Here is a 20,293-nt window from a genome sequence, read left to right as displayed (position 1 = left end):
GAGGTGCACGGTGGAGTTCTCCGCGACGATGGAGCTCGTCGGCAGGACGGTCGACGCCGCGGGCGTCGCGGCGATCGTCGTGGGCGCGCTGGTGGCGACGCTGCTGGCCCTGGCCGAGCTGGTCCGGCCCCGCCCCGGCGGGCGCGCCGTCTACACCCGCTACCGCCGGCGGCTCGGGCGCTCGATCCTGCTCGGGCTGGAGCTGCTCGTGGCCGCCGACATCATCCGCACGGTCGCCATCACCCCCACCTTCGAGTCGGTGGGGGTGCTGGCGCTGATCGTGCTCATCCGCACCTTCCTCAGCTGGTCCCTCGAGCTCGAGATCAGCGGCCGCTGGCCCTGGCAGAAGGAGCCGGCGGGAACGACCGGCGGGCGGGACGACTCGGCCGTCCCCGGCGGCGCCGACCGCCCGGAGCGCTGAGACCGGGCTTCAGGCGCTCGCGGACCCGCCGCCGCGCCCGGGCTCCTCGGCGGAGCCCCGGCGCCGGCGGTAGGCGGCCACGTTGGTCCGGTTGGCGCAGCGCGCCCCGCAGAAGCGCTTGGAGCGGTTGCGGGAGAGGTCGAGCAGGACGCCGTCGCAGTCCCCGGCCTCGCACACGCGCAGCCGGTCCGTCTCCCCGGACCGGATGACCTCCACGAGGGCCACGGCCGTCTCCAGGTGCAGCCGCACGGCCAGGGGAGCGTCCGGGGCCGCGGCGTGCAGGTGCCAGTCGAGACCGTCGTGGCGGGCCAGCCGCGGCGCGAGGTCCTCGCTGGCGAGCAGCGCGTTGACGGCCTCGACCATCGGCTCGCGGTCCAGGACCCACAGCTGCCGCAGCTCCTGGCGCAGCGCCCGGATCTCGGCGAGCTCCTTGGCCGTCCCGTCGGAGCGTCCGGAGAACCGGTGCTCGGCCAGCAGGTCCCGCAGCTCCTGCACGGTCGTCAGCTCGTCCTCCCCCGAGGACGAGGCGTCCGGCGCGGTGTTCAGAAGGGCGAGGACGAACTCGAGCATGTCCTCCACGTCATAAGCAAAATGCACTTGACCCCTTACAGGTCTCGTCTCTAATGTCAGAACCGTCCATCCATTAGACCATTACAGTGCGGTTGCGCGGCAAGGAGCTCCTCGTGGTCGGCGCCCTCTACGTCCTCGTCCTCCTGGCGGTCCTCGCCGCCCTCGGGCGGTTCACCGTGCCCGCGCGCGAACGACTGCCCCTGCGCGCGTGGACCCTGCGCGACGCGTGGGGCAACGTCCGGCGCGGCTGGACGGTCCTCGGCGACCACGCCCGGCCCCTGCCCGGGCCGCAGGACGGCCCGGGGCGGAGCCTGCGGGGCCTGCACGGGGAGCCCGGCGGCGCGGCGGCCTGACGCGGTCCCCGCGGGGCGCGCGCAGGGAGCCCGGCGGCGCGGCTGCCTGACGCGGGCCGCGCGCACGGGGCCGGGGCACGGGCCCCGTCCGGGGCCGGCGGTGCGGTCCGCTCAGCCCTCGAAGCGCACGCGCACGCTCTCGACCGGGCGGCGCACCCCGTAGAGCGCGGTGCAGTTGAGCACGGTGTTCCACACGGCGACCCGCACGTCCCCCTCGGCCAGGCCGGGGCTGTGACCGGTGACGGTCACGCCCCACTCCCGCCCGTCGAAGAGCGTGGTCACGGCCGAGACCTGCACACCCTGCAGCGCGAGGGCGTTGACCACCTCGGCGCGCACGGCGTCCTCGGCGCCCGCGGCGGGGCCGGCGGCGGGTCTGGGGTGGGCGGTGGCGGTCATGGCGGGTCCCCCTGGGTCGTGGAGCGGACGGGCGTCCTGTTCCCATGATCCGCCTTCAGGTGCGAAAGCAATGCCCCCTCTTCGCCGGACAGGGCCCACCCCGGACCGAGCCCACCCGAGACGGTCCGGGACCGAGCGGTGCGGGACCGTCCGGTGCCGCACCGGCTCCCTCCGCGCCCGGGCGGCGCAGGCGTGGGCACGGGGACGCTCAGGCGATCAGGCGGCTGTCCAGCTCCACGCCGACGTCCCGGAGCCGGTCGAGGGTCAGCGGGTGCGGGCCGCCCGGGTCCCGGTGCTCGCGCTCGAGCTGGCGGCAGAGCCGGCTGTGCAGCACCTGCAGCGCCACGAGGGGCAGCTCCATGAGGTCGTCGGGGAACGGGTCGTCGGGCACGAGCACGGTCGGGTCGGCCCCGGCCGGCCGCTCCGGGACGGCGAGCGGGCTCGCTCCGGCGGTCCCGGTCACCGGGAGCCCTCCGGGGGGCGCGCGACGGCGCCGGCCGCAGGGGCCGTCGGCGGGTCGGGAACGGAGGGCGGCGCGGCCGGCACGGGGCGGCGGTGCACAGGGGGCGGCAGGGCCATGGGGAGACGGTCTTTCGCTGGGCAGGAGGAAGTGCTGGGCCCCTACTCGACCGCGACCAGCCTACGCCATCCGGTCGCCCCCGCCGGTCCCGGGAGGGCTCTCCCCGGTCCCCGGACGCGGCCGGGACGAGGCCCGGGCGTCGTTGAAGTGGGTGCGCGCCTGCGCGCCGCCGGTGGTCCGCACCAGCTCGGCGGCGATCTCGCGCAGCTTGGCGCCGCGGGCGCCCGCGGCGGCGGCGAGCAGCTCGAAGGCCTCGTCCTGGGAGCAGCGCTGCTGGCCCATGAGGATGCCCACGGCGAGGTCGATCGTGGTGCGCGAGGACAGGGCGGTGCGCAGGTCCGCCTCCGTCTCCCGGTGCCGGGCGAGCCGCAGGGCCAGGCGCAGGGCCGTCGAGGCGGAGGACACCTCCCGGACCACGGCGGCGAGCGCGTCGTCGTCGAGGGCGTGCGGGGCCCCGGCGTAGACGTTCAGGGCCGCGCGGTCGGGCTCCGGCAGGTCGAAGGGGGCCGCGGCCGCGCCGTGGACGCCGCGGGCGAGGGCGGCGGCGCCGTAGTCGCCCCACCGCCCGTCGGCCGCGAGGTCCGGGACGTGCACGAGCTCCTGCTCGCGGGCCGCGGTCAGGCACGGCCCGTCGTCGTGGTCGTACTGGAGCTCGTCGAGGGCCTCGGCGTGCGCGGTGCTGGCGGCGACCGTGCCGACCGTCCCGTCGCGCAGCAGCGTGATCGCGCACCAGACCTCCGCCCCGTCCGCGGAGAGACGGGCGGCCATGATGCGCGCGAACTCCTCGAGGAACTCCCGGAGGTCCTCGCTGCCCGCCAGGGCCTCGTGCAGCGGGACGGCGGGGGAGTTCCCGGTCGCGGCGGCGGGGGCGGGGCGGGAACCGGTCATGGGTGCGGGCATCCTTCGACGACGGCGCCGGGCGGCGCTGCCCGCATCCTACCGACCGGTCCCGGCGCCCGTCACCGTCCCGGGTCCGCCGGGCGGCGGCTCAGAGCCGCCGCCCGGCGGACATCGAGGCGCTCATGAACTCGGCCACGACCTTCTGCGAGATGGCGACGTCGAGCACGAACACCCCCTCCTCGTGGCCGGCCAGCCACTGCTCGAGCCGCGCCAGCCCGGCGAGGTCCGTGATCTTCGCGCCGTCGGCGCCCATCGCCCGGCCCAGCGCGGCGAAGTCCACCTCGTCGATGAGCATCGCCTGCTCGTGCAGGCCCTTGGCGGCGTACTGGTGCAGCTCCGCGCCGTAGGCGGAGTCGTTGAGCACCACGACCACGCCGCGGCGGGTGGTGCGCAGGAACGTCTCGAGGTCGGCCAGGCCCATCAGCCCGCCGCCGTCGCCGGAGAAGAAGACCGTGGTGCGGTCCGGGCGGGCCGCCGAGACCCCGGCCGCGGAGCCGAAGCCCAGCCCGATGGACTGGAAGGCCGTGCCCACGAGCACCATGGCCTGCGGGTCGGGCACGGACAGGTACATCGGCGCCCAGCCGATGAAGTGCCCGCCGTCCATCACCACGGAGCGCTCCCGCGGCAGGATCCGCTCGAGCGCGGCGACGACCGCGCGCGGGTTGAGCCGGCCGTCCGGGCCGAACTCCGCCGGGTCCTCGACGGGCTCGGCCGAGCGGAACGCCTCCGTGGCGACCTCCGGCACGGCGGCCCGCCAGGTGCGCGACTGCTCCGCGGCGGGGACCCGACCCGTGAGGGCCTCGAGGAACGGGGCGAGGTCGGCGCGGACGTAGTCGGTGACCTGCGGGTGGGTCAGCTCCTCCGCGGGCTCGTTGTCGATCCGCAGCACCCGGGTGCCCTCCGCGAAGAGGGTGCCGTAGCGGGACTGGAAGGCGTTCAGCGACGCCCCGGCCACGAGCACGACGTCGGCCTGCCGCGCCAGGGCCAGGCGGTGGTCGCGGGTGAAGCCGCCGGCGATGCCGAGGTCCCACGGGCTGGCGAAGGCCCCGGCGGCCATCACGGAGGTCATGAACAGGCCGCCGATCCGGTCCCCGAGCTCCTTCAGGGGGGTCACGGCGCCGGCCAGCACCACGCCCCGGCCCGCGAGCAGCAGCGGCCGCCGCGCCGCGCGCAGGATCTCGGCCACCCGGTCCAGCTCCTCGGTCGTGGCGTGCCAGACGGGCTTGGCCGGCAGCGGGTCCAGGGCGACCGGGTCGGTGAGCGGGGCCGTGCCGTGGTCGTAGGGGATCGCCAGCACGACCGGCTGCACCGTGCGCTCGGCGAGGTCGAAGGCCCGGTGGGCGATCGCCACGGCGTTGTCCGGGCGCGCGACCAGGGTGGTCACCCCCACGGCGGCGGCCGCGGCCGTCTGGTCGACGTCGAAGGCGCGGCGTCCCGTGCTCGGGGCGTCGCCGACGACGAGCACCAGCGGGATCCGGGCCAGCCGTGCCTCGGCCAGGGCGGTGTAGGCGTTGGTGAAGCCGGCGCCGTACGTCGTCGTCGCCGCCCCGGTGCGGCCGGTGGCCCGGTGCCAGGCGTCGGCCATCGCGACGGTCGCGGCCTCGTGCCGGGCGGAGGTGAACGGGAAGCCCCGGCGGGTGAGGGTGCTGATCAGGTGGGCGTTGCCGTTGCCCATCAGCCCGAACAGGTGCCCGGTGCGCTCGGCGAGCACGTCCGCCACGGCGGTCGAGACGGTCGGGGCCCCCGCGGCGGGGGACGGGGCGGCGGAGGTCTCCGGGGCGGAGGTGGTCACGGGGTCGGCCTCTCGGGTCGGCGGGGCGGTCAGCGGGCGGGGAACGCCGCGCGGTCGGCCAGCACGGCCAGCACGCGGTCGTTCGTGGCGGGGTCGGCGAGGGTGATCCGCACGCCGTCGCCGGGGTAGGCGCGCACGAGCACGCCGGCCCGGTCGAAGGCCCCGGTGAGGGCCTCGCGCAGGGCGTCGCCGGCGCGCAGCCACACGAAGTTGGCCTGGCTCTCCGGGAGCTCCCACCCGGCCGCGCGCAGGGCGTCGACGACCCGGCGGCGCTCGGCGGCCACGGCGGCGGCGCGCTCGCGCAGCTCGCCGGCGGCGTCGAGGGAGCGGATCGCCGCCCGCTGGGCCACGGTGCTCACGCCGAAGGGCAGCGCGACCTTGCGCAGGCCCTCGGCGAGCCCCTCGTGGGCCACCGCGTAGCCCACCCGCAGGCCGGCCAGCCCGTAGGCCTTCGAGAACGTGCGCAGCACGCAGACGTTGGGGTGGGCGCGGAACAGCGCCAGGGCGTCGAGCGGGCGCTCCTCGTCGACGAACTCGACGTAGGCCTCGTCGACGACGACGAGCACGTGCGGCGGGACGGCGGCCAGGAAGCGCTCCAGCGCCGCCTGCGGCACGGACGTGCCCGTGGGGTTGTTGGGGGAGCACACGAGCACCGCCCGGGTGCGGTCGGTGACCGCCGCGGCCATGGCCTCCAGGTCGTGGCCCTCGTCCGCGGCCAGGGGCACGGGCACGGCGGTGGCCCCGGTGAGGCTCACCAGGATGGGGTAGGCCTCGAAGGAGCGCCACGCGAAGACGACCTCGTCGCCGGGCCCGCAGGTCGCCCCGAGGATCTGCTGGAGCACGCCCACGCTGCCCGGGCCCACGGCGACCTCCTCCGGGCGCACGCCCAGGAACGCCGCGATCCGCTCGCGCAGCTGCACCGCCCCCATGTCCGGGTAGCGGTTCATCCGCCCGGCCGCCTCCCGGACCTCCTCGAGCACCGAGGGCAGGGGGTCGTAGTGGCTCTCGTTGGAGGCCAGCGCGGCGGTGAGCGCGCCGGAGGCCCGGCGCCCGGCCACGTAGCCGGGCAGCTGCGCCACGACCGGGCGCAGCGGCGGCTCCGCGGAGGGGACGGGGACGGTGGCGGCCGGGGCGGAGGTCGCGCCGGCGGGGCGGGCGGTGGAACTGGTGGTCACGGGAGGCCTTCCTCGAGTCCGGGGCGCCCGGTCGGCCGGTGCGCCCCGGTGCTGCCGGGTTCTCCCGCCATGCTCCCGGGGCGGCCGTGAGCTGTGCAACACACGGGGTCCCGACTGCGACAGGTGCTCACCGGAAGACCTCCTTGCTGACAGAATGCGCAGCATGCACCGCCTCGACGCTCTCGACGCCCGGATCCTCCTCGCCCTCGACCAGGACCCGGCGGCCAGCGTGCTCGCCCTGGCCCGCACGCTCGGGGTCGCCCGCAACACCGTCCACGCCCGGCTGCGCCGCCTGACCGAGGGCGGGGTGCTGCGCTCGCCCAGCCGCCGGCTGGACCCGCGGGCGCTGGGCTGCGACCTGACGGCCTTCGTGGAGCTGTCCATCCGCCAGGGCGCGGGGGAGGAGGCGCTGGCCGGGCTGCGGGCGATCCCGGAGATCATCGAGATCCACGCGACCACCGGGGACGCCGACCTGCTGGCGCGCGTGGTGGCCCGCGACACCGAGGACCTGCACCGGATCACGAACCTCGTGGTCGAGACCCCGGGGGTGCTGCGCACGAGCACGGCGATCTCGCTGCTCGAGGTGATGCCGCTGCGGCTCACCGGGCTGCTGCGCCGCACCGCCGGGGAGTCCTGAGCCGGGGCGCGGCGGTCCGGTCCGCGCCGGGCCCGACGACGACGGACGCCCGCCGCGGCCCCGGGGAGGGGCGGCGGCGGGCGTCCGTCGGAGGCGGCGCCGGTGGGGCTCAGTCGCGCTGCTCGGCGGCCCGGGCGGCGTCGAGGACCTGCCGGGCCTCGGGGTGCTCGGCCACGTACTGCTCGTGGACCTCCTCGACGTGCAGGTCGGTGCCCTGCAGCGACTTCGGGACCATGGACACGGCGATGAAGGACACCAGGGCCAGGGCGGCGATGTACACACCGATGGTCCAGGACATGCCCGTCTCGTTGAGCAGCAGCTGGGCGATCATCGGCGCGAAGGCGCCGCCGATGATGGAGCCGAACGCGTAGCCGATCGAGACCCCGGAGTAGCGCACGCGGGCCGGGAACATCTCGGCGTAGAGCGCCGACTGCGGGCCGTAGGACGGGCCGAGGCCGATGGTGAGGATCACGATGGCCAGGGCGAACAGCGGCAGGGAGGCGGTGTCGAGCAGGAACCACATCGGGATCGCCCACAGGATGATGATGCCGTAGCCGATCTGGAAGGTGCGCACGCGCCCGACGGTGTCCGACATCCACCCGCCGATCATCGTGAAGACCAGCCAGCCGACGCCGCCGATCAGGGAGGCGATCAGGGTCGCGGAGCGGTCCATGCCCAGGGACTTGGCGCCGTAGGAGGCGAAGAAGGCGATGACCAGGTAGCCGGCGGCGTTGTTGGCGGCGAAGATCAGGGCCGCGAGGGTGACCTCCTTGGAGTTGTGCTTGAACAGCTGGCCCAGCGGCGCCGAGGACTCCTTCTTGCGCAGCTGCATCTCCTTGAAGACCGGGGACTCGTCGACGGTCTTGCGGATCAGGTAGCCGACCACGATGAGCACCACCGAGGACAGGAACGGGATGCGCCAGCCCCAGGCCTGGAAGTCCTCGGGGCTCACCATCGAGGTGATCGCGAACATGAAGCCGGTGGCCAGGAGCATGCCCAGGGGCACGCCGATCTGCGGGTACGCACCGAAGAGCCCGCGCTTGTGGCGGGGGGCGTGCTCGACGGACATCAGGGCCGCGCCGCCCCACTCGCCGCCGGCGGAGAAGCCCTGGATCACGCGCAGCAGGATCAGGAGGATCGGGGCCCACACGCCGATCGTGGCGTAGGTGGGCAGCAGGCCGATGAGCATCGTGGCCGCGCCCATGCCGACCAGGGTGAGCACGAGCACGAGCTTGCGGCCGTGCTTGTCGCCCAGGTGGCCGGCCACGACCGCCCCGAGCGGGCGGAACAGGAAGCTGATGCCCAGCGAGGCCCACGCCACGACCTGGGCGAGGCCGGCGTTCTCCTGGGCCAGGGGCTCGAAGAACAGCGGGGCGAGCACGAAGGCGGCGGCCTGCGCGTAGATGAAGAAGTCGTACCACTCGATGGTGGTGCCGACGAGGGTGCCGGCGAGGACCTTGCGCTCCTCGTGGGACATCTCGTGCCGCCCGGCCGGGGCGGAAGCGGTGTGGGCCATGTGTGGTCTCCAGTGGATCGGGAACGGGAGCCGTTCTCGGCGGCCGGACGTCCGTGTCGACCGAACGTTCGGTAATTGAGTGCCATGATACGGATCCGCGTGATCCGTGTCACCCTGCCCCTCGAGCCGTCCGGAGGATGTCGGGATCCGGGGTCGCCGACGTCCCCGGCGGCACTCCGGCGGCACTCCGGACACGCGCCGGATGCGCCCCGGACGCGCCGGGGCCCCGGCTCCTGCGCGGAGGAACCGGGGCCCCGGGGGCTGCCCGTGCGGTCCGGAGTGCTCAGCCCCAGAGCCGCCGGGTGGCGAGCTCGGCGCCGCGGGCGAGGGTCTCGAGCTTGGCCCAGGCGATCTGGGGGTGGATGCGCCCGCCGAGCCCGCAGTCGGTGGAGGCGATGACGTTCTCCCGGCCCACGGCCCGGGCGAAGCGCTCGATCCGGTCGGCCACCAGCTCGGGGTGCTCCACCACGTTGGTGGCGTGCGAGACGATGCCCGGGACGATGAGCTTGCCCTCGGGCAGCGCGCGGTCCTCCCACACCCGCCACTCGTGCTCGTGGCGGACGTTGGCGCCCTCGAAGCTGTAGGCGCCGGCGTCGATCTCCAGCATCAGGTCCACGAGGTGGCGGAACTCCAGGTCCGTGGTGTGGGGCCCGTGCCAGGAGCCCCAGCACAGGTGGAAGCGCACCTGCTCGGCCGGGATGCCCGCGAGGGCGTAGTTCAGGGCCTCCACGCGCTTGCGGGTGAACGCGAGGTAGTCCTCGACCGTGGGCTCCGGGTTGATCTGGTCCCAGTTCTCGGCGATCGAGGGGTCGTCGATCTGCACGATCAGCCCGGCGTCCGTGATCGCCCGGTACTCCTCCCGCAGGGCCTCGGCGCACGCGGTGAGCACCTCGTCCTCGTCGGCGTAGTGCTCGTTCTGCAGGCGCGCGCAGGACCCGGGGGACAGCGCCGCCAGGTAGCCCTCCTGCGCCCCGGTCGCGTCCAGGGCGGCCTTGAGGTTGCGGATGTCCGCGGCCACGGCCTCCTGGCCCACGTACTCCAGCTTGCCCGTGATCGTCGGGAACGGCTTCTGCTTGCCCGTGGTGATCCCCGAGTCGGGATCCGTGTAGGCCTCGGCGAAGCGCTGCCGGTCGCGGCGGTCGCCGAAGCTCGTGAGCACCACGCGGCCCGGTGCGGAACGGCGCGGCTCCTGCTCCCACAGCCCCACCTCGCCCGGGGTCAGCCCCGAGATCCGGTCGAAGATGTAGTGCCACCAGGCCCCGTAGTCCACGGGCGAGGCCATCGCGTGGCCGTACTCGCCGTCGTTGACCACGTCCACCCCCGCCTCGCGCTGCCGGCGCACGACGTCGACCACCGCGTCCTGCAGCAGCCGCCCGTGGGCCCCGGGGGAGGAGGTGCCCGACCGCCGGGCCTCGTTGGCCTCGAGCAGTTCGGGGGAGCGTGGCAGCGACCCGGCGTGGGACGTGAGGATGCGCTCGGTGCTTCGCAGCATGGGGATGCCGTCCTTTCCATGTCGGTCCTGGTGTGCTCGGCGCCGCGGCCCCGGGCGCGGGGCCGCGGCGGCGCGGGTGCCGCGGCGTCGCCGGGCCAGGCTCCCCGGCCGCCGCGGAGGGGGCCGTCCCATCCCACCGCACGGGCGGGGGCCCGCGCCATTCCGCACCCGCATGACGGGCGTGACGCCGTGTGACGCGCGGCGGGGTGCTCGCCGTCGTGCGCCCGATCACATACCGTGGCGATGGTCCGCGCCCGCCCGGGGGCGCGCCGCACGAGGAGGAGACCCATGACCCAGCAGCAGAACCTCGAGGGGCGCACCGCGCTCGTCACCGGCGGGGCCAGCGGCATCGGCCTGGCCGCGGCCCGCGCCCTGGCCGCCGCGGGCGCCGAGGTGGTGGTGGCCGACGTCGACGAGGAGGGCGCGCAGCGCACGGCCGGCGAGCTCGGGGGCCGGGCCTGGGCGGTGGACCTGCTCGACACCGCGGCGCTGGCCGGGCTGCACCTCGAGGTGGACGTGCTCGTCAACAACGCCGGGATCCAGAAGGTCGCCCCGGTCCACGAGTTCGACCCCGCGGACTTCCACCGCATCCTCGTGCTCATGCTCGAGGCCCCGTTCCTGCTCGTGCGGGCCGCGCTGCCGCACATGTACGAGCGCGGCTGGGGCCGGATCGTCAACATCTCCTCGGTGCACGGCCTGCGCGCCTCGGCCTACAAGAGCGCCTACGTCTCCGCCAAGCACGGGCTCGAGGGGCTGTCGAAGACCGTCGCCCTCGAGGGGGCCCCGCACGGGGTCACCAGCAACTGCGTCAACCCCGGCTACGTGCGCACCCCGCTCGTCGAGAAGCAGGTCGCCGACCAGGCGGCGGTGCACGGGATCCCCGAGGAGGAGGTCGTCGGCCGGATCATGCTGGGGGAGACCCCGGTCAAGAAGCTCGTCGAGCCCGAGGACGTCGGCAGCCTCGTCGCGTGGCTCGCCGGTCCCCACGCCGCCATGGTCACGGGGGCCTCCTACACGATGGACGGCGGCTGGACGGCGCGCTGAGCCCGGCCGCTCAGCGGTGGCCCAGCTCGCGCGAGAGCCGGTGCGCCTCCGCGAGCAGCGCCCGCCCCAGCAGTTCCCGGCGCTCCCCGGCGAAGCGCGGCTCGATCCCGGTCAGGCTCAGGGCGTAGGCGGGGGCGCCCGTGGCGTCGAAGACCGCCGCGCCCATGCCCCAGCTGCCCTCGACGATCATGCCCGGGTTCACCGCGACGCCCCGCCGGCGGACCTCGACCAGCAGCGGCCGGATCCGCTCCGGCACGTGCAGCGGACCCCACTGCGCCCGGGCCCCGGCGGTCGCGTCCAGGACCCGCTCGACCTCGGCCTCCGGCAGGTGCGCCAGGATCGCCAGCCCCGCCGAGGCCACGCCCAGCGGCAGCCGCAGGCCCTCGTAGAGCACGTGCGAGCGGATCGGGAAGGCGCCCTCGACCCGGGCCAGGCACACGGTCTCGAGGCCGCGGCGCGCGGAGAGGAACGCGCTCTCCCCGGTGGCCTCGGCCAGCCGGCGCAGGGAGGGGGCGGCGAGCTCGCGGATCGGGTAGCGGTGGGCCGCCACGGCCCCGAGCACGTACAGCTCCGGGCCCAGCTGCCACGCCCCGCTCGCCGCCGAGCGCTCCACGAGGCCCTCGGCGGCCAGGCCGGTCAGCAGCCGGTGCACGGTGGGCCGGGTCAGGCCCGTGGCCGCGGCCAGCCCGGCGACCGTGGCCCCCTCCTCCCGGCCCGCGATCGCCCGCAGCAGCTGGGCGGCCCGGTGCACCACCTGCGTCCCGCCCGTCCCCGCGCCCCGCCGCCCGGGGGCCTCCACCGCCTCCGTCATGGACTCCACTATATGGACATTCCGGGCCCGGTTGGCCGGATGGTGAGCGGTTCGCCCGGGAGCACGCCGATCCTGTTGACCGGTATGTGAGCCCTCCCTAGATTGAGTCGTGGATCACAGGTCACCGGACAGGAAGGGGCACACCGTGTCCAAGGTCAGGAGCAACGCCGCCGAGCTGCTCGCCGAGCACCTCGGGGACGGCATGACGCTCGCCGTCGGCGGGTTCGGGCTCAGCGGCATCCCGCGCGACCTCATCGACGCCGTCCGCGCCTCCGGGGCCCGGGACCTCACCGTGGTCTCGAACAACATGGGCGTCGACGGCAAGGGCCTCGGGGTCCTGCTCGAGGGCCGCCAGGTGCGCAAGGTCCTGGCCTCCTACGTGGGGGAGAACAAGCTGTTCGCGCAGCAGTACCTCGACGGGGAGCTCGAGGTCGAGTTCAACCCGCAGGGCACCCTCGCCGAGCGGCTGCGCGCCGGCGGCGCGGGCATCCCCGCCTTCTACACGCGCACCGGCGTGGGCACGCTCGTGGCCGAGGGCAAGCCGCACGCCGAGTTCGACGGCGTCACCTACGTCCAGGAGCGCGGGATCGTCGCGGACCTCGCCCTCGTCCACGCCTGGTCCGGGGACACCGACGGCAACCTCGTCTACCGCTACACCGCCCGCAACTTCAACCCGGTCGTGGCCACGGCCGGGAAGGTCACCGTGGCCGAGGTCGAGCACCTCGTGCCGGTGGGCGAGCTCCACCCGGACCACGTGGTGACCCCGGGCGTCTACGTCCAGCACGTCGTGCAGTACAGCGGCGCCCCGAAGGAGATCGAGCAGCGCACCGTGCGGCCGCGCCCGGCCGCCGGCACCGAGCAGAACGGAGACCGGGCATGAGCTGGACCCGCGACGAGATGGCGGCCATCGCCGCCGCCGAGCTCGAGGACGGCGACTACGTCAACCTCGGCATCGGCATCCCCACCCTCGTGGCCAACAACCTGCCCGAGGGCGTGGGCGTGGTGCTGCAGTCCGAGAACGGGGTGCTGGGCATGGGCCCGTTCCCGTACGAGGGCGAGGAGGACCCGGACCTGATCAACGCCGGCAAGCAGACCATCACCCTCCAGCCCGGGGCCTCGATCTTCGACTCCGCCACGTCCTTCGGGATGATCCGCGGCGGCCACGTCAAGATCGCCGTCCTCGGGGCCATGCAGGTCTCCGGCACCGGCGACCTCGCCAACTGGATGATCCCCGGGAGGATGGTCAAGGGCATGGGCGGGGCGATGGACCTCGTCGCCGGCACCCCGCGCGTCGTCGTGCTCACCGAGCACACCGCCAAGGACGGCTCGCCCAAGATCCGCACGGAGTGCGACCTGCCCCTGACCGGGGTGCGCGTCGTCGACCGCGTCATCACCGACCTGTGCGTCTTCGACGTCGAGGAGGACGGGCTCGTGCTCCGCGGCCTCGCCCCCGGGGTGACCGCGGAGCAGGTGCGCGAGCGCACCGAGGCCGCCTTCCGCACCGACCTGCAGGACATCACCCCCGCCACCGTCCCGGCCGGGACCGGCCCCGCAGCACCCGAGGAGAACCGATGAGCAGCCCCACCGACGTCGTCGTCCTGTCCGGCGCCCGCACCCCCCAGGGCAAGATCCTGGGGCAGCTGGCCTCCTTCACCGCCGCCGAGCTCGGCGCCCACGCCGTCCGCCACGCCCTCGAGCGCGCCGGCGTCGCCCCCGAGCAGGTGGACTACGTGCTCATGGGCCACGTCCTGCAGGCCGGCGCCGGGCAGAACCCCGCCCGCCAGGCCGCCGTGACCGCCGGCATCCCGCTGGACGTGCCGGCCGAGACCGTCAACAAGGTCTGCCTCTCCGGGCTCGTGGCCGTCACCCACGCCGCCCGCATGATCCGCGCGGGCGAGGCCGAGGTCGTCGTCGCCGGCGGCCAGGAGTCCATGACCAGCGCCCCGCACCTGGCGCTGGGCGTGCGCCAGGGCAAGAGCTACGGCGACCTCAAGCTCGAGGACGCCGTGGCCAAGGACGGGCTCGTGGACGTCGCCGCGTGCGTGTCCATGGGCTCGCTGACGGAGTCCGGCAACGGCGAGCGCGCCATCTCCCGCGCGGAGCAGGACGAGGTCGCCGCGCAGAGCCACCGGCGCGCGGCCCGCGCCGCCGAGGAGGGGGTCTTCCGCGAGGAGATCGCCCCCGTCACCGTCCCGCAGCGCAAGGGCGACCCGCTCGTGGTCGACACCGACCAGGGCGTGCGCCCGGAGGCCACCGCGGAGTCCATGGCGCGGCTGCGCCCGGCGTTCGCCCAGGACGGCACCATCACCGCCGGCAACTCCTCGCCGCTGTCCGACGGGGCCGCCGCGCTCGTGCTGAGCACCCGGGAGTACGCGCAGCGCCACGGCCTCGAGTGGCTCGCCGTCGTCGGCGCCCCCGGCCAGGTGGCCGGGCCCGACACCTCGCTGCACTCCCAGCCCTCGCGGGCGATCGAGGCCGCCGTGGCGAAGGCGGGCTGGTCGGTGCAGGACCTCGACTTCATCGAGATCAACGAGGCCTTCGCGTCCGTGCTCATCCAGTCCCTGCGGGACCTCGACTACCCGCTGGAGCGGGCCAACGTCCACGGCGGCGCCGTGGCGGTGGGCCACCCGATCGGCGCGTCCGGGGCCCGGCTGGCCCTGCACGCGGCGTTCGAGCTCGCCCGCCGCGGCACCGGGAGGGCCGCGGTGTCCCTGTGCGGCGGCGGCGGCCAGGGCGAGGCGCTGCTGCTCCACCGCGACTGACCGGCCGCTGCGCCGCCCCCACCGCCGAGTGACCCCGTTCGCGTCCGGTGACCACGCCTTGCCGTGGTCACCGGACGCGAACGGGGTCACTCGCGCCCAGAGGGCGGGCCCTGCAGCTGCCGGACCCCGGGCCGGCTCAGCCCTCCGCCGGTCCCCGGCCCCCGGACTCCGGGGGAACGAGGTCCCGGGTCGAGGGGACCCGCGGGTGGACCCGCGGGTCCAGCAGCGTGTTCGCGGCCCAGGCCAGCAGGTCGCGCTGGCGGGCGGGCAGGACCAGGCACTCGTGCAGGTAGGCCTCGACCTCGAGCTCGCCCTCCCGGCCGCCGAGGCCGAGGTAGCGCAGCCACAGCCGGTGGGAGCCGATCACGGCCCGTTCCAGGGCCTCGCGCAGGCGCCGGGCCTGCTCCCGGGCGAGGGCGTCGTCGTCCATCCGTGGGTCCTTCCGTCGCGGCGGGGAGGGGCGGGTCACCGGGGATCCTGCCCGCAGACCAGGCTAGGAAGGGCGCACGCGGGGCCACAAGGGGGTTTCCCGGAGCACACGTTCGTGTCCTCCCGTGGCGCGTCAGCGCACCAGCGCCGCGTAGAGCTCCTCGAACCGGTCGCGGACCCCGCGGTAGTGCTCCGCGCGCGCGGGCACGGGCCGGTGCTCGGGCCCGTAGGGAGGCTCCGCCGGGACCACCCCCGCGGCGAGGGTCTCCAGGGCCAGCAGGGCGGTCCCGCGCAGCGTGGCCCGCTTGAAGTCGGCACGGGCCACGGGCGCTCCCAGCACGTCGGCGAGGACCTGCAGCAGCCCCGGCACCTCCTGCGCGACCCGCCCCGAGGCCACCACGCGCTCCGCGCCCGGGGCGGCCCGGGCGAGCTCGTCGGCGACCCGTCCGTAGGAGACCCCGATGCCCTCCAGCACGCCCCGGGCCAGGGCGGGGCCGTCGTGGTCCGCGGTGACGCCGGCCAGCACCGCCCGGGCCCCGCCGGCCCACCCGGTCGAGCGCTCGCCGGTGAGGAAGGGCAGCACCGCGGGCGTGCCGGGGGAGGGCTCGGCGCGGGCGATGCCGTCGAGGTCCGTGCCCTCGGGCAGGGCGAGCGTGCGCTGCACCCAGCTCAGGGCCCGCCCGACGTCGTTGAGCGCCCCGCCCAGCAGGCACCGCCGCGCGTCCACGCGGTAGCACCACAGCCCGGCCGGGACCTCCTCGGGGATCTCGTGCAGCAGCACCCGGGCCGCGCCGGAGGTGGCCAGGGAGACGACCGTGGTCGCCGCGTCCGCGCCGCCCGAGCCCAGGTTGGCGCCGAGCCCGTCCGCGACCGGCGGGAACCACGCCGCCGCGGCGAGATTGGGCCAGCGCCGCCCCACGGCCGGGTCGACGTTGAGGAGCGGGTCCTGCGGGTCGGCGAGCTCCCCGAGCGCGGAGGGCTCGAGCCCGCACGCCGCCAGCAGGGCCTCGTCCCACCGGCCGGTGCGCCGGTCCAGCAGCCCGGTCCACGCGGCGGTCGAGGTCCCGGCCCGGGCGGCGCCCAGCAGCCGCAGGTGGACGTACTCGCCCAGCGAGACCCAGCGCGCGACCCGGCCCCACGTCCCCGGGTTCTCCTCGCGCAGCCAGCGCAGGCGGGGGGCGAGGTAGGAGGTGTGCAGCCGCGCGCCGGTGCGCTGCTGGACCTCCGCCTCGTCGAGCTCCGCGCGCAGCGCCGCCAGCTGGGGCGCGCACCGGGAGTCCGCGTAGGTGTAGCAGGGGGTCAGCGCCGCGCCGTCGGGCCCGGTGCCCACGAGCGAGGACGCGAAGGTGTCCAGGGCGACCCCGGCGACCCGGCCGCGCAGCTCCGGCCCGGCCACGACGAGATCCGTGATCCGGGCCAGCTCCTCGACCACCCGGTCCGGGTCGAGCACGGAGGTCCCGTCCCCGGCGGTGGTGAACGCGTGCTCGATCTTGTGCCGGTAGCCGCGCACGGGGGTGCCGGTCGCGTCGTGCAGCCCGCCGCGGCTGGCCGTCGAGCCGACGTCGAGGGCCAGGACCAGCGGGTCCAGGGCGTCGGCGAGCTCCACGCTGAAGGACGTGCCGTCCTGCGGCCGCGGTGGTGCGGGTCGGGTGCTCATGCTCTTCGGGCCTCCTCGCGTCGTGGGCCCCAGTCTAGGGACCGTGGCGGCGACCACATGCTGAGACGGACGTCCACGGACGCATGCGCCGGCACGGACCCGCGTATTCTTCGGGACGGACCCCCGGGCGCGCCGCGCCCACCGGACCCCGAGCGAAAGAGACCGAGCACGCCATGCCCCAGCTGCGCTCCCGCACCTCGACCCACGGCCGCAACATGGCCGGCGCCCGCGCCCTGTGGCGGGCCACCGGCATGGGCGACGACGACTTCGGGAAGCCGATCATCGCGATCGCCAACTCCTACACGCAGTTCGTCCCGGGCCACGTGCACCTCAAGGACATGGGCGACCTCGTGGCCTCCGCCGTGCGCGAGGCCGGCGGGGTGACCAAGGAGTTCAACACCATCGCGGTCGACGACGGCATCGCGATGGGCCACGACGGCATGCTCTACTCCCTGCCCTCCCGCGACCTCATCGCGGACTCGGTGGAGTACATGGTCAACGCCCACCGCGCCGACGCGCTCGTGTGCATCTCCAACTGCGACAAGATCACCCCGGGCATGCTGCTGGCCGCCATGCGCCTGAACATCCCGGTGGTCTTCGTCTCGGGCGGGCCCATGGAGTCCGGCGAGGCCGTCGAGGGCGTCGTGGAGCACCGGCTCGACCTGGTCGACGCGATCTCCCTGGCCGCGGACGAATCGATCACCGACGAGCAGCTCGGGCAGATCGAGCGCAACGCCTGCCCGACGTGCGGCTCGTGCTCCGGGATGTTCACCGCCAACTCCATGAACTGCCTCACCGAGGCCCTCGGGCTCTCCCTGCCCGGCAACGGCACGACCCTGGCCACGCAGGTCGCCCGCAAGGAGCTGTTCTGCGAGGCCGGACGCCGGATCGTGGACCTGTGCCGGCGCTACTACGACCAGGACGACGACTCGGTGCTGCCCCGCAGCATCGCCACGAAGGCCGCCTTCGGCAACGCCATGGCCCTGGACATCGCCATGGGCGGGTCCACCAACACGATCCTGCACATCCTCGCCGCCGCCCAGGAGGGCGGGGTCGACTTCACCCTCCCGGACATCGACGCCCTCTCCCGCCGGGTGCCCTGCCTGTGCAAGGTCGCCCCGAACTCCACGCAGTACCACATCGAGCACGTCCACCGCGCCGGCGGGATCCCCGCGATCCTCGGCGAGCTGCGCCGGGCCGGGCTGCTCGACGAGAACGTGCACAGCGTCCACGCCCCCGACCTCGCCACGTGGCTCGACGAGTGGGACGTGCGCAGCGGCAGGGCCTCCGAGCGCGCGCAGGAGCTCTTCCTCGCCGCTCCCGGCGGGGTGCGCACCACCCGGGCGTTCTCCACCGCCAACCGCTTCGAGTCCCTCGACCTCGACGCCGAGAACGGGTGCATCCGCTCCGTGGCGCACGCCTACACCGCCGACGGCGGCCTGGCCATCCTCTACGGCAACATCGCCGAGGACGGCGCCGTGATCAAGACCGCCGGCATCGACGAGGAGCTCTTCCACTTCGTGGGCCGGGCCTTCGTGGTGGAGTCCCAGGACGAGGCCGTGTTCGAGATCCTCTCCAAGAACGTGCAGCCGGGCGACGTCGTCGTCATCCAGTACGAGGGACCCAGGGGCGGGCCCGGCATGCAGGAGATGCTCTACCCGACCTCCTACCTCAAGGGCCTCGGCCTGGGCCGGGAGTGCGCGCTGATCACCGACGGCCGCTTCTCCGGGGGCACCTCCGGGCTCTCGATCGGGCACATCTCCCCGGAGGCAGCCGCCGGCGGCGCCGTGGGGCTCGTCGAGACCGGCGACGAGATCGAGATCGACGTCGCGAACCGCGTGCTGCGCGTCAACGTCGACGACGCGACCCTCGCCGCCCGCCGTCAGGCCAAGGGCGCCGCCCCGTGGGCGCCGACGAAGCCGCGCGAGCGCCAGGTCTCCCAGGCGCTGCGCGCCTACGCCTCGATGGTCACCTCCGCGGACCGGGGCGCGGTGCGCGTGGTCGACTGACCCGCCCGCACCGGACGCCCGACGGCGCCGCCCACCGGACGGGGTGGGCGGCGCCGTCGTCGTCGGCGGGACGCCCCCGGAGGGGTGGAGACGCGGATCACCTCCACTAGAGTGTGCCCGTAGCGCGCCCGACAGGGCGCTCCCGTCGTTCACGCGCCGCCGCCGCGCACACCCGTCCCGCGGCCGCGCGTCCCTCACAGTTCGGAGCTGGAATGGAACTCGTCACCGAGATCGTGGGCACCCTGGGCGGCTGGGTGTGGAACGTGGTCTTCGCCGTCCTCATCGGGGTGGGCCTCTACCTCACCGTCCGCACCGGCGTGGTGCAGCTGCGCCTGGTCCCCGAGATGTTCAAGGTGCTCAACGACAAGCCCGGCCCGGCCGAGGACGGCAAGAAGGGCATCTCCGCCTTCCGCGCCTTCACCGTCTCCGCCGCCTCCCGGGTGGGCACCGGCAACATCGCCGGCGTCGCGATCGCCATCAGCCTCGGCGGGCCCGGGGCCGTGTTCTGGATGTGGGTGATCGCCGGCATCGGCGCGGCCTCCGCGTTCGTGGAGTCCCTGCTGGGCCAGCTCTACAAGATCAAGGCCCCCACCGGGTACGTGGGCGGGCCGGCCTACTACATGGAGCGCGGCATCGGCGCCCGCTGGATGGGCCTGCTGTTCGCCGTGATCATCACGATCACCTACGGCTTCGTGTTCAACTCCGTGCAGTCGAACTCGATCGTCGACGCCCTCGGCGGGTCCCTCGGCACGGACGTCGCCGCCGCGGACGCCCTGTGGCTGCGCATCCTGGTCGGCGCGGTGCTCGTGGGGCTGACCGCCGCGATCATCTTCGGCGGCATCCGCCGGATCTCCGCCGTCTCCGAGGTCGTCGTGCCGATCATGGCGGTGCTCTACCTGCTGCTGGGGCTGCTCGTCGTGGCGCTGAACATCGGCGAGGTCCCGGCCGTGCTGACCCAGATCGTCGAGGGCGCCTTCGGGATCCGCGAGTTCGTCACCGGCGGTGTGATCGGCGTGCTCATCCAGGGCATGAAGCGCGGGCTGTTCTCCAACGAGGCGGGCATGGGCTCGGCCCCCAACGCCGGGGCCACCGCCTCCATCTCCCACCCCGCCAAGCAGGGCTTCGTGCAGGCGCTGGGCGTCTACTTCGACACCTGGCTGATCTGCTCCGTCACCGCGTTCATCGTGCTGCTCTCCGACCCCGAGTTCGGCGGCCGCGAGGGGGCCTCCCTCACCCAGTCGGCGCTGGCCCTGCAGCTGGGCGACTGGGCGGTGCACTTCCTGACGGTCGCGATCTTCCTCTTCGCGTTCACCTCGGTGATCGGCAACTACTACTACGGCGAGGCGAACATCCGCTTCCTCACCGGCTCCACCGCGGCGATGACCGCCTACCGGGTGGTCGTGCTCGTGTTCGTCTTCGGCGGGGCCGTGCTCGCCCTGGACCTCGTGTGGTCGCTCGCGGACCTGTTCATGGCGTTCATGGCCACCATCAACCTGATCGCCCTCGTCCTGCTCGCCGGCGTGGCGACCCGGGTGCTGAAGAACTACGAGGCCCAGCGGCGGCAGGGCCTCGAGCCGGTCTTCCACAGCGGCGACGTCCCGGGCCTCAGCGGCCTGGGCGCCTGGGACGGCACCGACGAGGTGACCACCCGCGCCTACTGGGAGGACCGCCGGGCCGCCCGCACCCGCTGACGGGGCACGCCGGCAACGACGACGGCGCCCGCTCCGCCCCTTCCGAAGGGGCGGAGCG

Annotated in this window: 20 protein-coding genes; 9 read left to right on the top strand and 11 right to left on the bottom strand. The window is 74.8% G+C overall.

Annotated elements, in window-relative coordinates; genetic code table 11:
- The first annotated feature begins 10 nt into the window (after positions 1–10).
- Positions 11–421: a DUF1622 domain-containing protein gene (locus tag AS188_RS00875; RefSeq protein WP_058857254.1), complete on the top strand. Its 411-nt coding sequence runs from the start codon at positions 11–13 to the stop codon at positions 419–421.
- A gap of 9 nt (positions 422–430) precedes the next feature.
- On the opposite strand, the gene AS188_RS00870 is transcribed toward AS188_RS00875, so the two are convergent.
- Positions 431–1,018, bottom strand: coding sequence for a CGNR zinc finger domain-containing protein (locus AS188_RS00870; protein WP_236945019.1), 588 nt, complete (start codon positions 1,016–1,018; stop codon positions 431–433).
- A 65-nt stretch (positions 1,019–1,083) separates the two neighbouring features.
- Between AS188_RS00870 and AS188_RS00865 the strand changes: the two genes are divergently transcribed.
- Positions 1,084–1,344, top strand: a complete 261-nt coding sequence (locus tag AS188_RS00865) for a hypothetical protein (RefSeq protein WP_147050563.1) — start codon at positions 1,084–1,086, stop codon at positions 1,342–1,344.
- A 111-nt stretch (positions 1,345–1,455) separates the two neighbouring features.
- Here the strand turns inward: AS188_RS00865 and AS188_RS00860 are convergent, their stop codons facing one another.
- The 5 genes from AS188_RS00860 to hisC form a co-directional block, all read right to left on the bottom strand.
- Positions 1,456–1,740 carry a hypothetical protein gene (locus AS188_RS00860; protein ID WP_058857251.1) on the bottom strand — a complete coding sequence of 95 codons (285 nt, stop codon included), beginning with the start codon at positions 1,738–1,740 and terminating at the stop codon, positions 1,456–1,458.
- A 208-nt stretch (positions 1,741–1,948) separates the two neighbouring features.
- Entirely contained in the window at positions 1,949–2,203 is a 255-nt protein-coding gene (locus tag AS188_RS00855; protein ID WP_058857250.1) for a hypothetical protein, read from the bottom strand.
- 177 nt (positions 2,204–2,380) lie between these two features.
- Positions 2,381–3,208 (bottom strand): GAF and ANTAR domain-containing protein, encoded by an 828-nt coding sequence (locus tag AS188_RS00850; protein ID WP_083529113.1) that lies wholly within the window; start codon positions 3,206–3,208, stop codon positions 2,381–2,383.
- A gap of 100 nt (positions 3,209–3,308) precedes the next feature.
- Positions 3,309–5,012 carry a thiamine pyrophosphate-binding protein gene (locus tag AS188_RS00845; protein WP_058857249.1) on the bottom strand — a complete coding sequence of 568 codons (1,704 nt, stop codon included), beginning with the start codon at positions 5,010–5,012 and terminating at the stop codon, positions 3,309–3,311.
- Between the two features lie 29 nt (positions 5,013–5,041).
- Positions 5,042–6,103 carry a histidinol-phosphate transaminase gene (hisC, locus tag AS188_RS00840; RefSeq protein ID WP_058859634.1) on the bottom strand — a complete coding sequence of 354 codons (1,062 nt, stop codon included), beginning with the start codon at positions 6,101–6,103 and terminating at the stop codon, positions 5,042–5,044.
- Positions 6,104–6,341: 238 nt separating this feature from the next.
- Here hisC and AS188_RS00835 point away from each other — a divergent pair, with 238 nt between their 5' ends.
- The gene (locus AS188_RS00835; protein WP_058857248.1) at positions 6,342–6,824 is read left to right on the top strand and encodes an Lrp/AsnC family transcriptional regulator; all 483 of its coding nucleotides are present in this window, start codon (positions 6,342–6,344) and stop codon (positions 6,822–6,824) included.
- A gap of 109 nt (positions 6,825–6,933) precedes the next feature.
- Here the strand turns inward: AS188_RS00835 and AS188_RS00830 are convergent, their stop codons facing one another.
- Together AS188_RS00830 and AS188_RS00825 are read right to left on the bottom strand one after the other, a co-directional pair.
- A complete protein-coding gene (locus AS188_RS00830; protein WP_058857247.1) occupies positions 6,934–8,340 on the bottom strand; it encodes an MFS transporter in 1,407 nt (468 codons plus the stop codon).
- 283 nt (positions 8,341–8,623) lie between these two features.
- Entirely contained in the window at positions 8,624–9,832 is a 1,209-nt protein-coding gene (locus AS188_RS00825; RefSeq protein ID WP_058857246.1) for a cobalamin-independent methionine synthase II family protein, read from the bottom strand.
- A 288-nt stretch (positions 9,833–10,120) separates the two neighbouring features.
- Here AS188_RS00825 and AS188_RS00820 point away from each other — a divergent pair, with 288 nt between their 5' ends.
- On the top strand, positions 10,121–10,876 hold the full coding sequence (locus AS188_RS00820) for a 3-hydroxybutyrate dehydrogenase (protein WP_058857245.1): 756 nt from the start codon (positions 10,121–10,123) through the stop codon (positions 10,874–10,876).
- Between the two features lie 10 nt (positions 10,877–10,886).
- Here the strand turns inward: AS188_RS00820 and AS188_RS00815 are convergent, their stop codons facing one another.
- Positions 10,887–11,687, bottom strand: coding sequence for an IclR family transcriptional regulator (locus tag AS188_RS00815; RefSeq protein WP_058857244.1), 801 nt, complete (start codon positions 11,685–11,687; stop codon positions 10,887–10,889).
- A gap of 145 nt (positions 11,688–11,832) precedes the next feature.
- Between AS188_RS00815 and AS188_RS00810 the strand changes: the two genes are divergently transcribed.
- The 3 genes from AS188_RS00810 to AS188_RS00800 are packed head-to-tail and all read left to right on the top strand — an operon-like array spanning position 11,833 to position 14,449.
- Positions 11,833–12,567, top strand: a complete 735-nt coding sequence (locus tag AS188_RS00810) for a CoA transferase subunit A (protein ID WP_058857243.1) — start codon at positions 11,833–11,835, stop codon at positions 12,565–12,567.
- Positions 12,564–13,262 (top strand): CoA transferase subunit B, encoded by a 699-nt coding sequence (locus tag AS188_RS00805; protein ID WP_058857242.1) that lies wholly within the window; start codon positions 12,564–12,566, stop codon positions 13,260–13,262. The genes AS188_RS00810 and AS188_RS00805 overlap by 4 nt, the downstream gene beginning before the upstream one ends.
- Positions 13,259–14,449, top strand: coding sequence for an acetyl-CoA C-acetyltransferase (locus AS188_RS00800; protein ID WP_058857241.1), 1,191 nt, complete (start codon positions 13,259–13,261; stop codon positions 14,447–14,449). Before AS188_RS00805 ends, AS188_RS00800 begins: the two co-directional genes overlap by 4 nt.
- A 136-nt stretch (positions 14,450–14,585) precedes the next feature.
- Here the strand turns inward: AS188_RS00800 and AS188_RS00795 are convergent, their stop codons facing one another.
- Positions 14,586–14,879: a hypothetical protein gene (locus AS188_RS00795; RefSeq protein ID WP_058857240.1), complete on the bottom strand. Its 294-nt coding sequence runs from the start codon at positions 14,877–14,879 to the stop codon at positions 14,586–14,588.
- A 132-nt stretch (positions 14,880–15,011) separates the two neighbouring features.
- Positions 15,012–16,535, bottom strand: a complete 1,524-nt coding sequence (locus AS188_RS00790) for a gluconokinase (RefSeq protein ID WP_058857239.1) — start codon at positions 16,533–16,535, stop codon at positions 15,012–15,014.
- Positions 16,536–16,708: 173 nt separating this feature from the next.
- Between AS188_RS00790 and ilvD the strand changes: the two genes are divergently transcribed.
- Both ilvD and AS188_RS00780 read left to right on the top strand, forming a co-directional pair.
- Positions 16,709–18,544 (top strand): dihydroxy-acid dehydratase, encoded by a 1,836-nt coding sequence (gene ilvD, locus AS188_RS00785; protein WP_058857238.1) that lies wholly within the window; start codon positions 16,709–16,711, stop codon positions 18,542–18,544.
- Positions 18,545–18,756: 212 nt separating this feature from the next.
- Positions 18,757–20,235: an alanine/glycine:cation symporter family protein gene (locus AS188_RS00780; protein WP_058857237.1), complete on the top strand. Its 1,479-nt coding sequence runs from the start codon at positions 18,757–18,759 to the stop codon at positions 20,233–20,235.
- Positions 20,236–20,293: the final 58 nt, after the last annotated feature.

Origin of the sequence: Kocuria flava (assembly GCF_001482365.1) — a bacterium.
In the GTDB taxonomy this organism is placed as follows: Bacteria; Actinomycetota; Actinomycetes; order Actinomycetales; family Micrococcaceae; genus Kocuria; species Kocuria flava.
The sequence above is the reverse complement of the archived record's forward strand: the minus strand, read 5'-3'. Positions and strand labels throughout refer to the sequence as shown.

Coding starts and splice junctions, on each gene's coding strand:
- AS188_RS00860 (WP_058857251.1), bottom strand. CDS start 1,740: ATGACCGCCACCGCCCACCCCAGACCCGCCGCCGGCCCCGCCGCGGGC.
- AS188_RS00850 (WP_083529113.1), bottom strand. CDS start 3,208: ATGACCGGTTCCCGCCCCGCCCCCGCCGCCGCGACCGGGAACTCCCCC.
- AS188_RS00835 (WP_058857248.1), top strand. CDS start 6,342: ATGCGCAGCATGCACCGCCTCGACGCTCTCGACGCCCGGATCCTCCTC.
- AS188_RS00830 (WP_058857247.1), bottom strand. CDS start 8,340: ATGGCCCACACCGCTTCCGCCCCGGCCGGGCGGCACGAGATGTCCCAC.
- AS188_RS00825 (WP_058857246.1), bottom strand. CDS start 9,832: ATGCTGCGAAGCACCGAGCGCATCCTCACGTCCCACGCCGGGTCGCTG.
- AS188_RS00820 (WP_058857245.1), top strand. CDS start 10,121: ATGACCCAGCAGCAGAACCTCGAGGGGCGCACCGCGCTCGTCACCGGC.
- AS188_RS00815 (WP_058857244.1), bottom strand. CDS start 11,687: ATGACGGAGGCGGTGGAGGCCCCCGGGCGGCGGGGCGCGGGGACGGGC.
- AS188_RS00805 (WP_058857242.1), top strand. CDS start 12,564: ATGAGCTGGACCCGCGACGAGATGGCGGCCATCGCCGCCGCCGAGCTC.
- AS188_RS00800 (WP_058857241.1), top strand. CDS start 13,259: ATGAGCAGCCCCACCGACGTCGTCGTCCTGTCCGGCGCCCGCACCCCC.
- AS188_RS00795 (WP_058857240.1), bottom strand. CDS start 14,879: ATGGACGACGACGCCCTCGCCCGGGAGCAGGCCCGGCGCCTGCGCGAG.
- AS188_RS00790 (WP_058857239.1), bottom strand. CDS start 16,535: ATGAGCACCCGACCCGCACCACCGCGGCCGCAGGACGGCACGTCCTTC.
- ilvD (WP_058857238.1), top strand. CDS start 16,709: ATGCCCCAGCTGCGCTCCCGCACCTCGACCCACGGCCGCAACATGGCC.
- AS188_RS00780 (WP_058857237.1), top strand. CDS start 18,757: ATGGAACTCGTCACCGAGATCGTGGGCACCCTGGGCGGCTGGGTGTGG.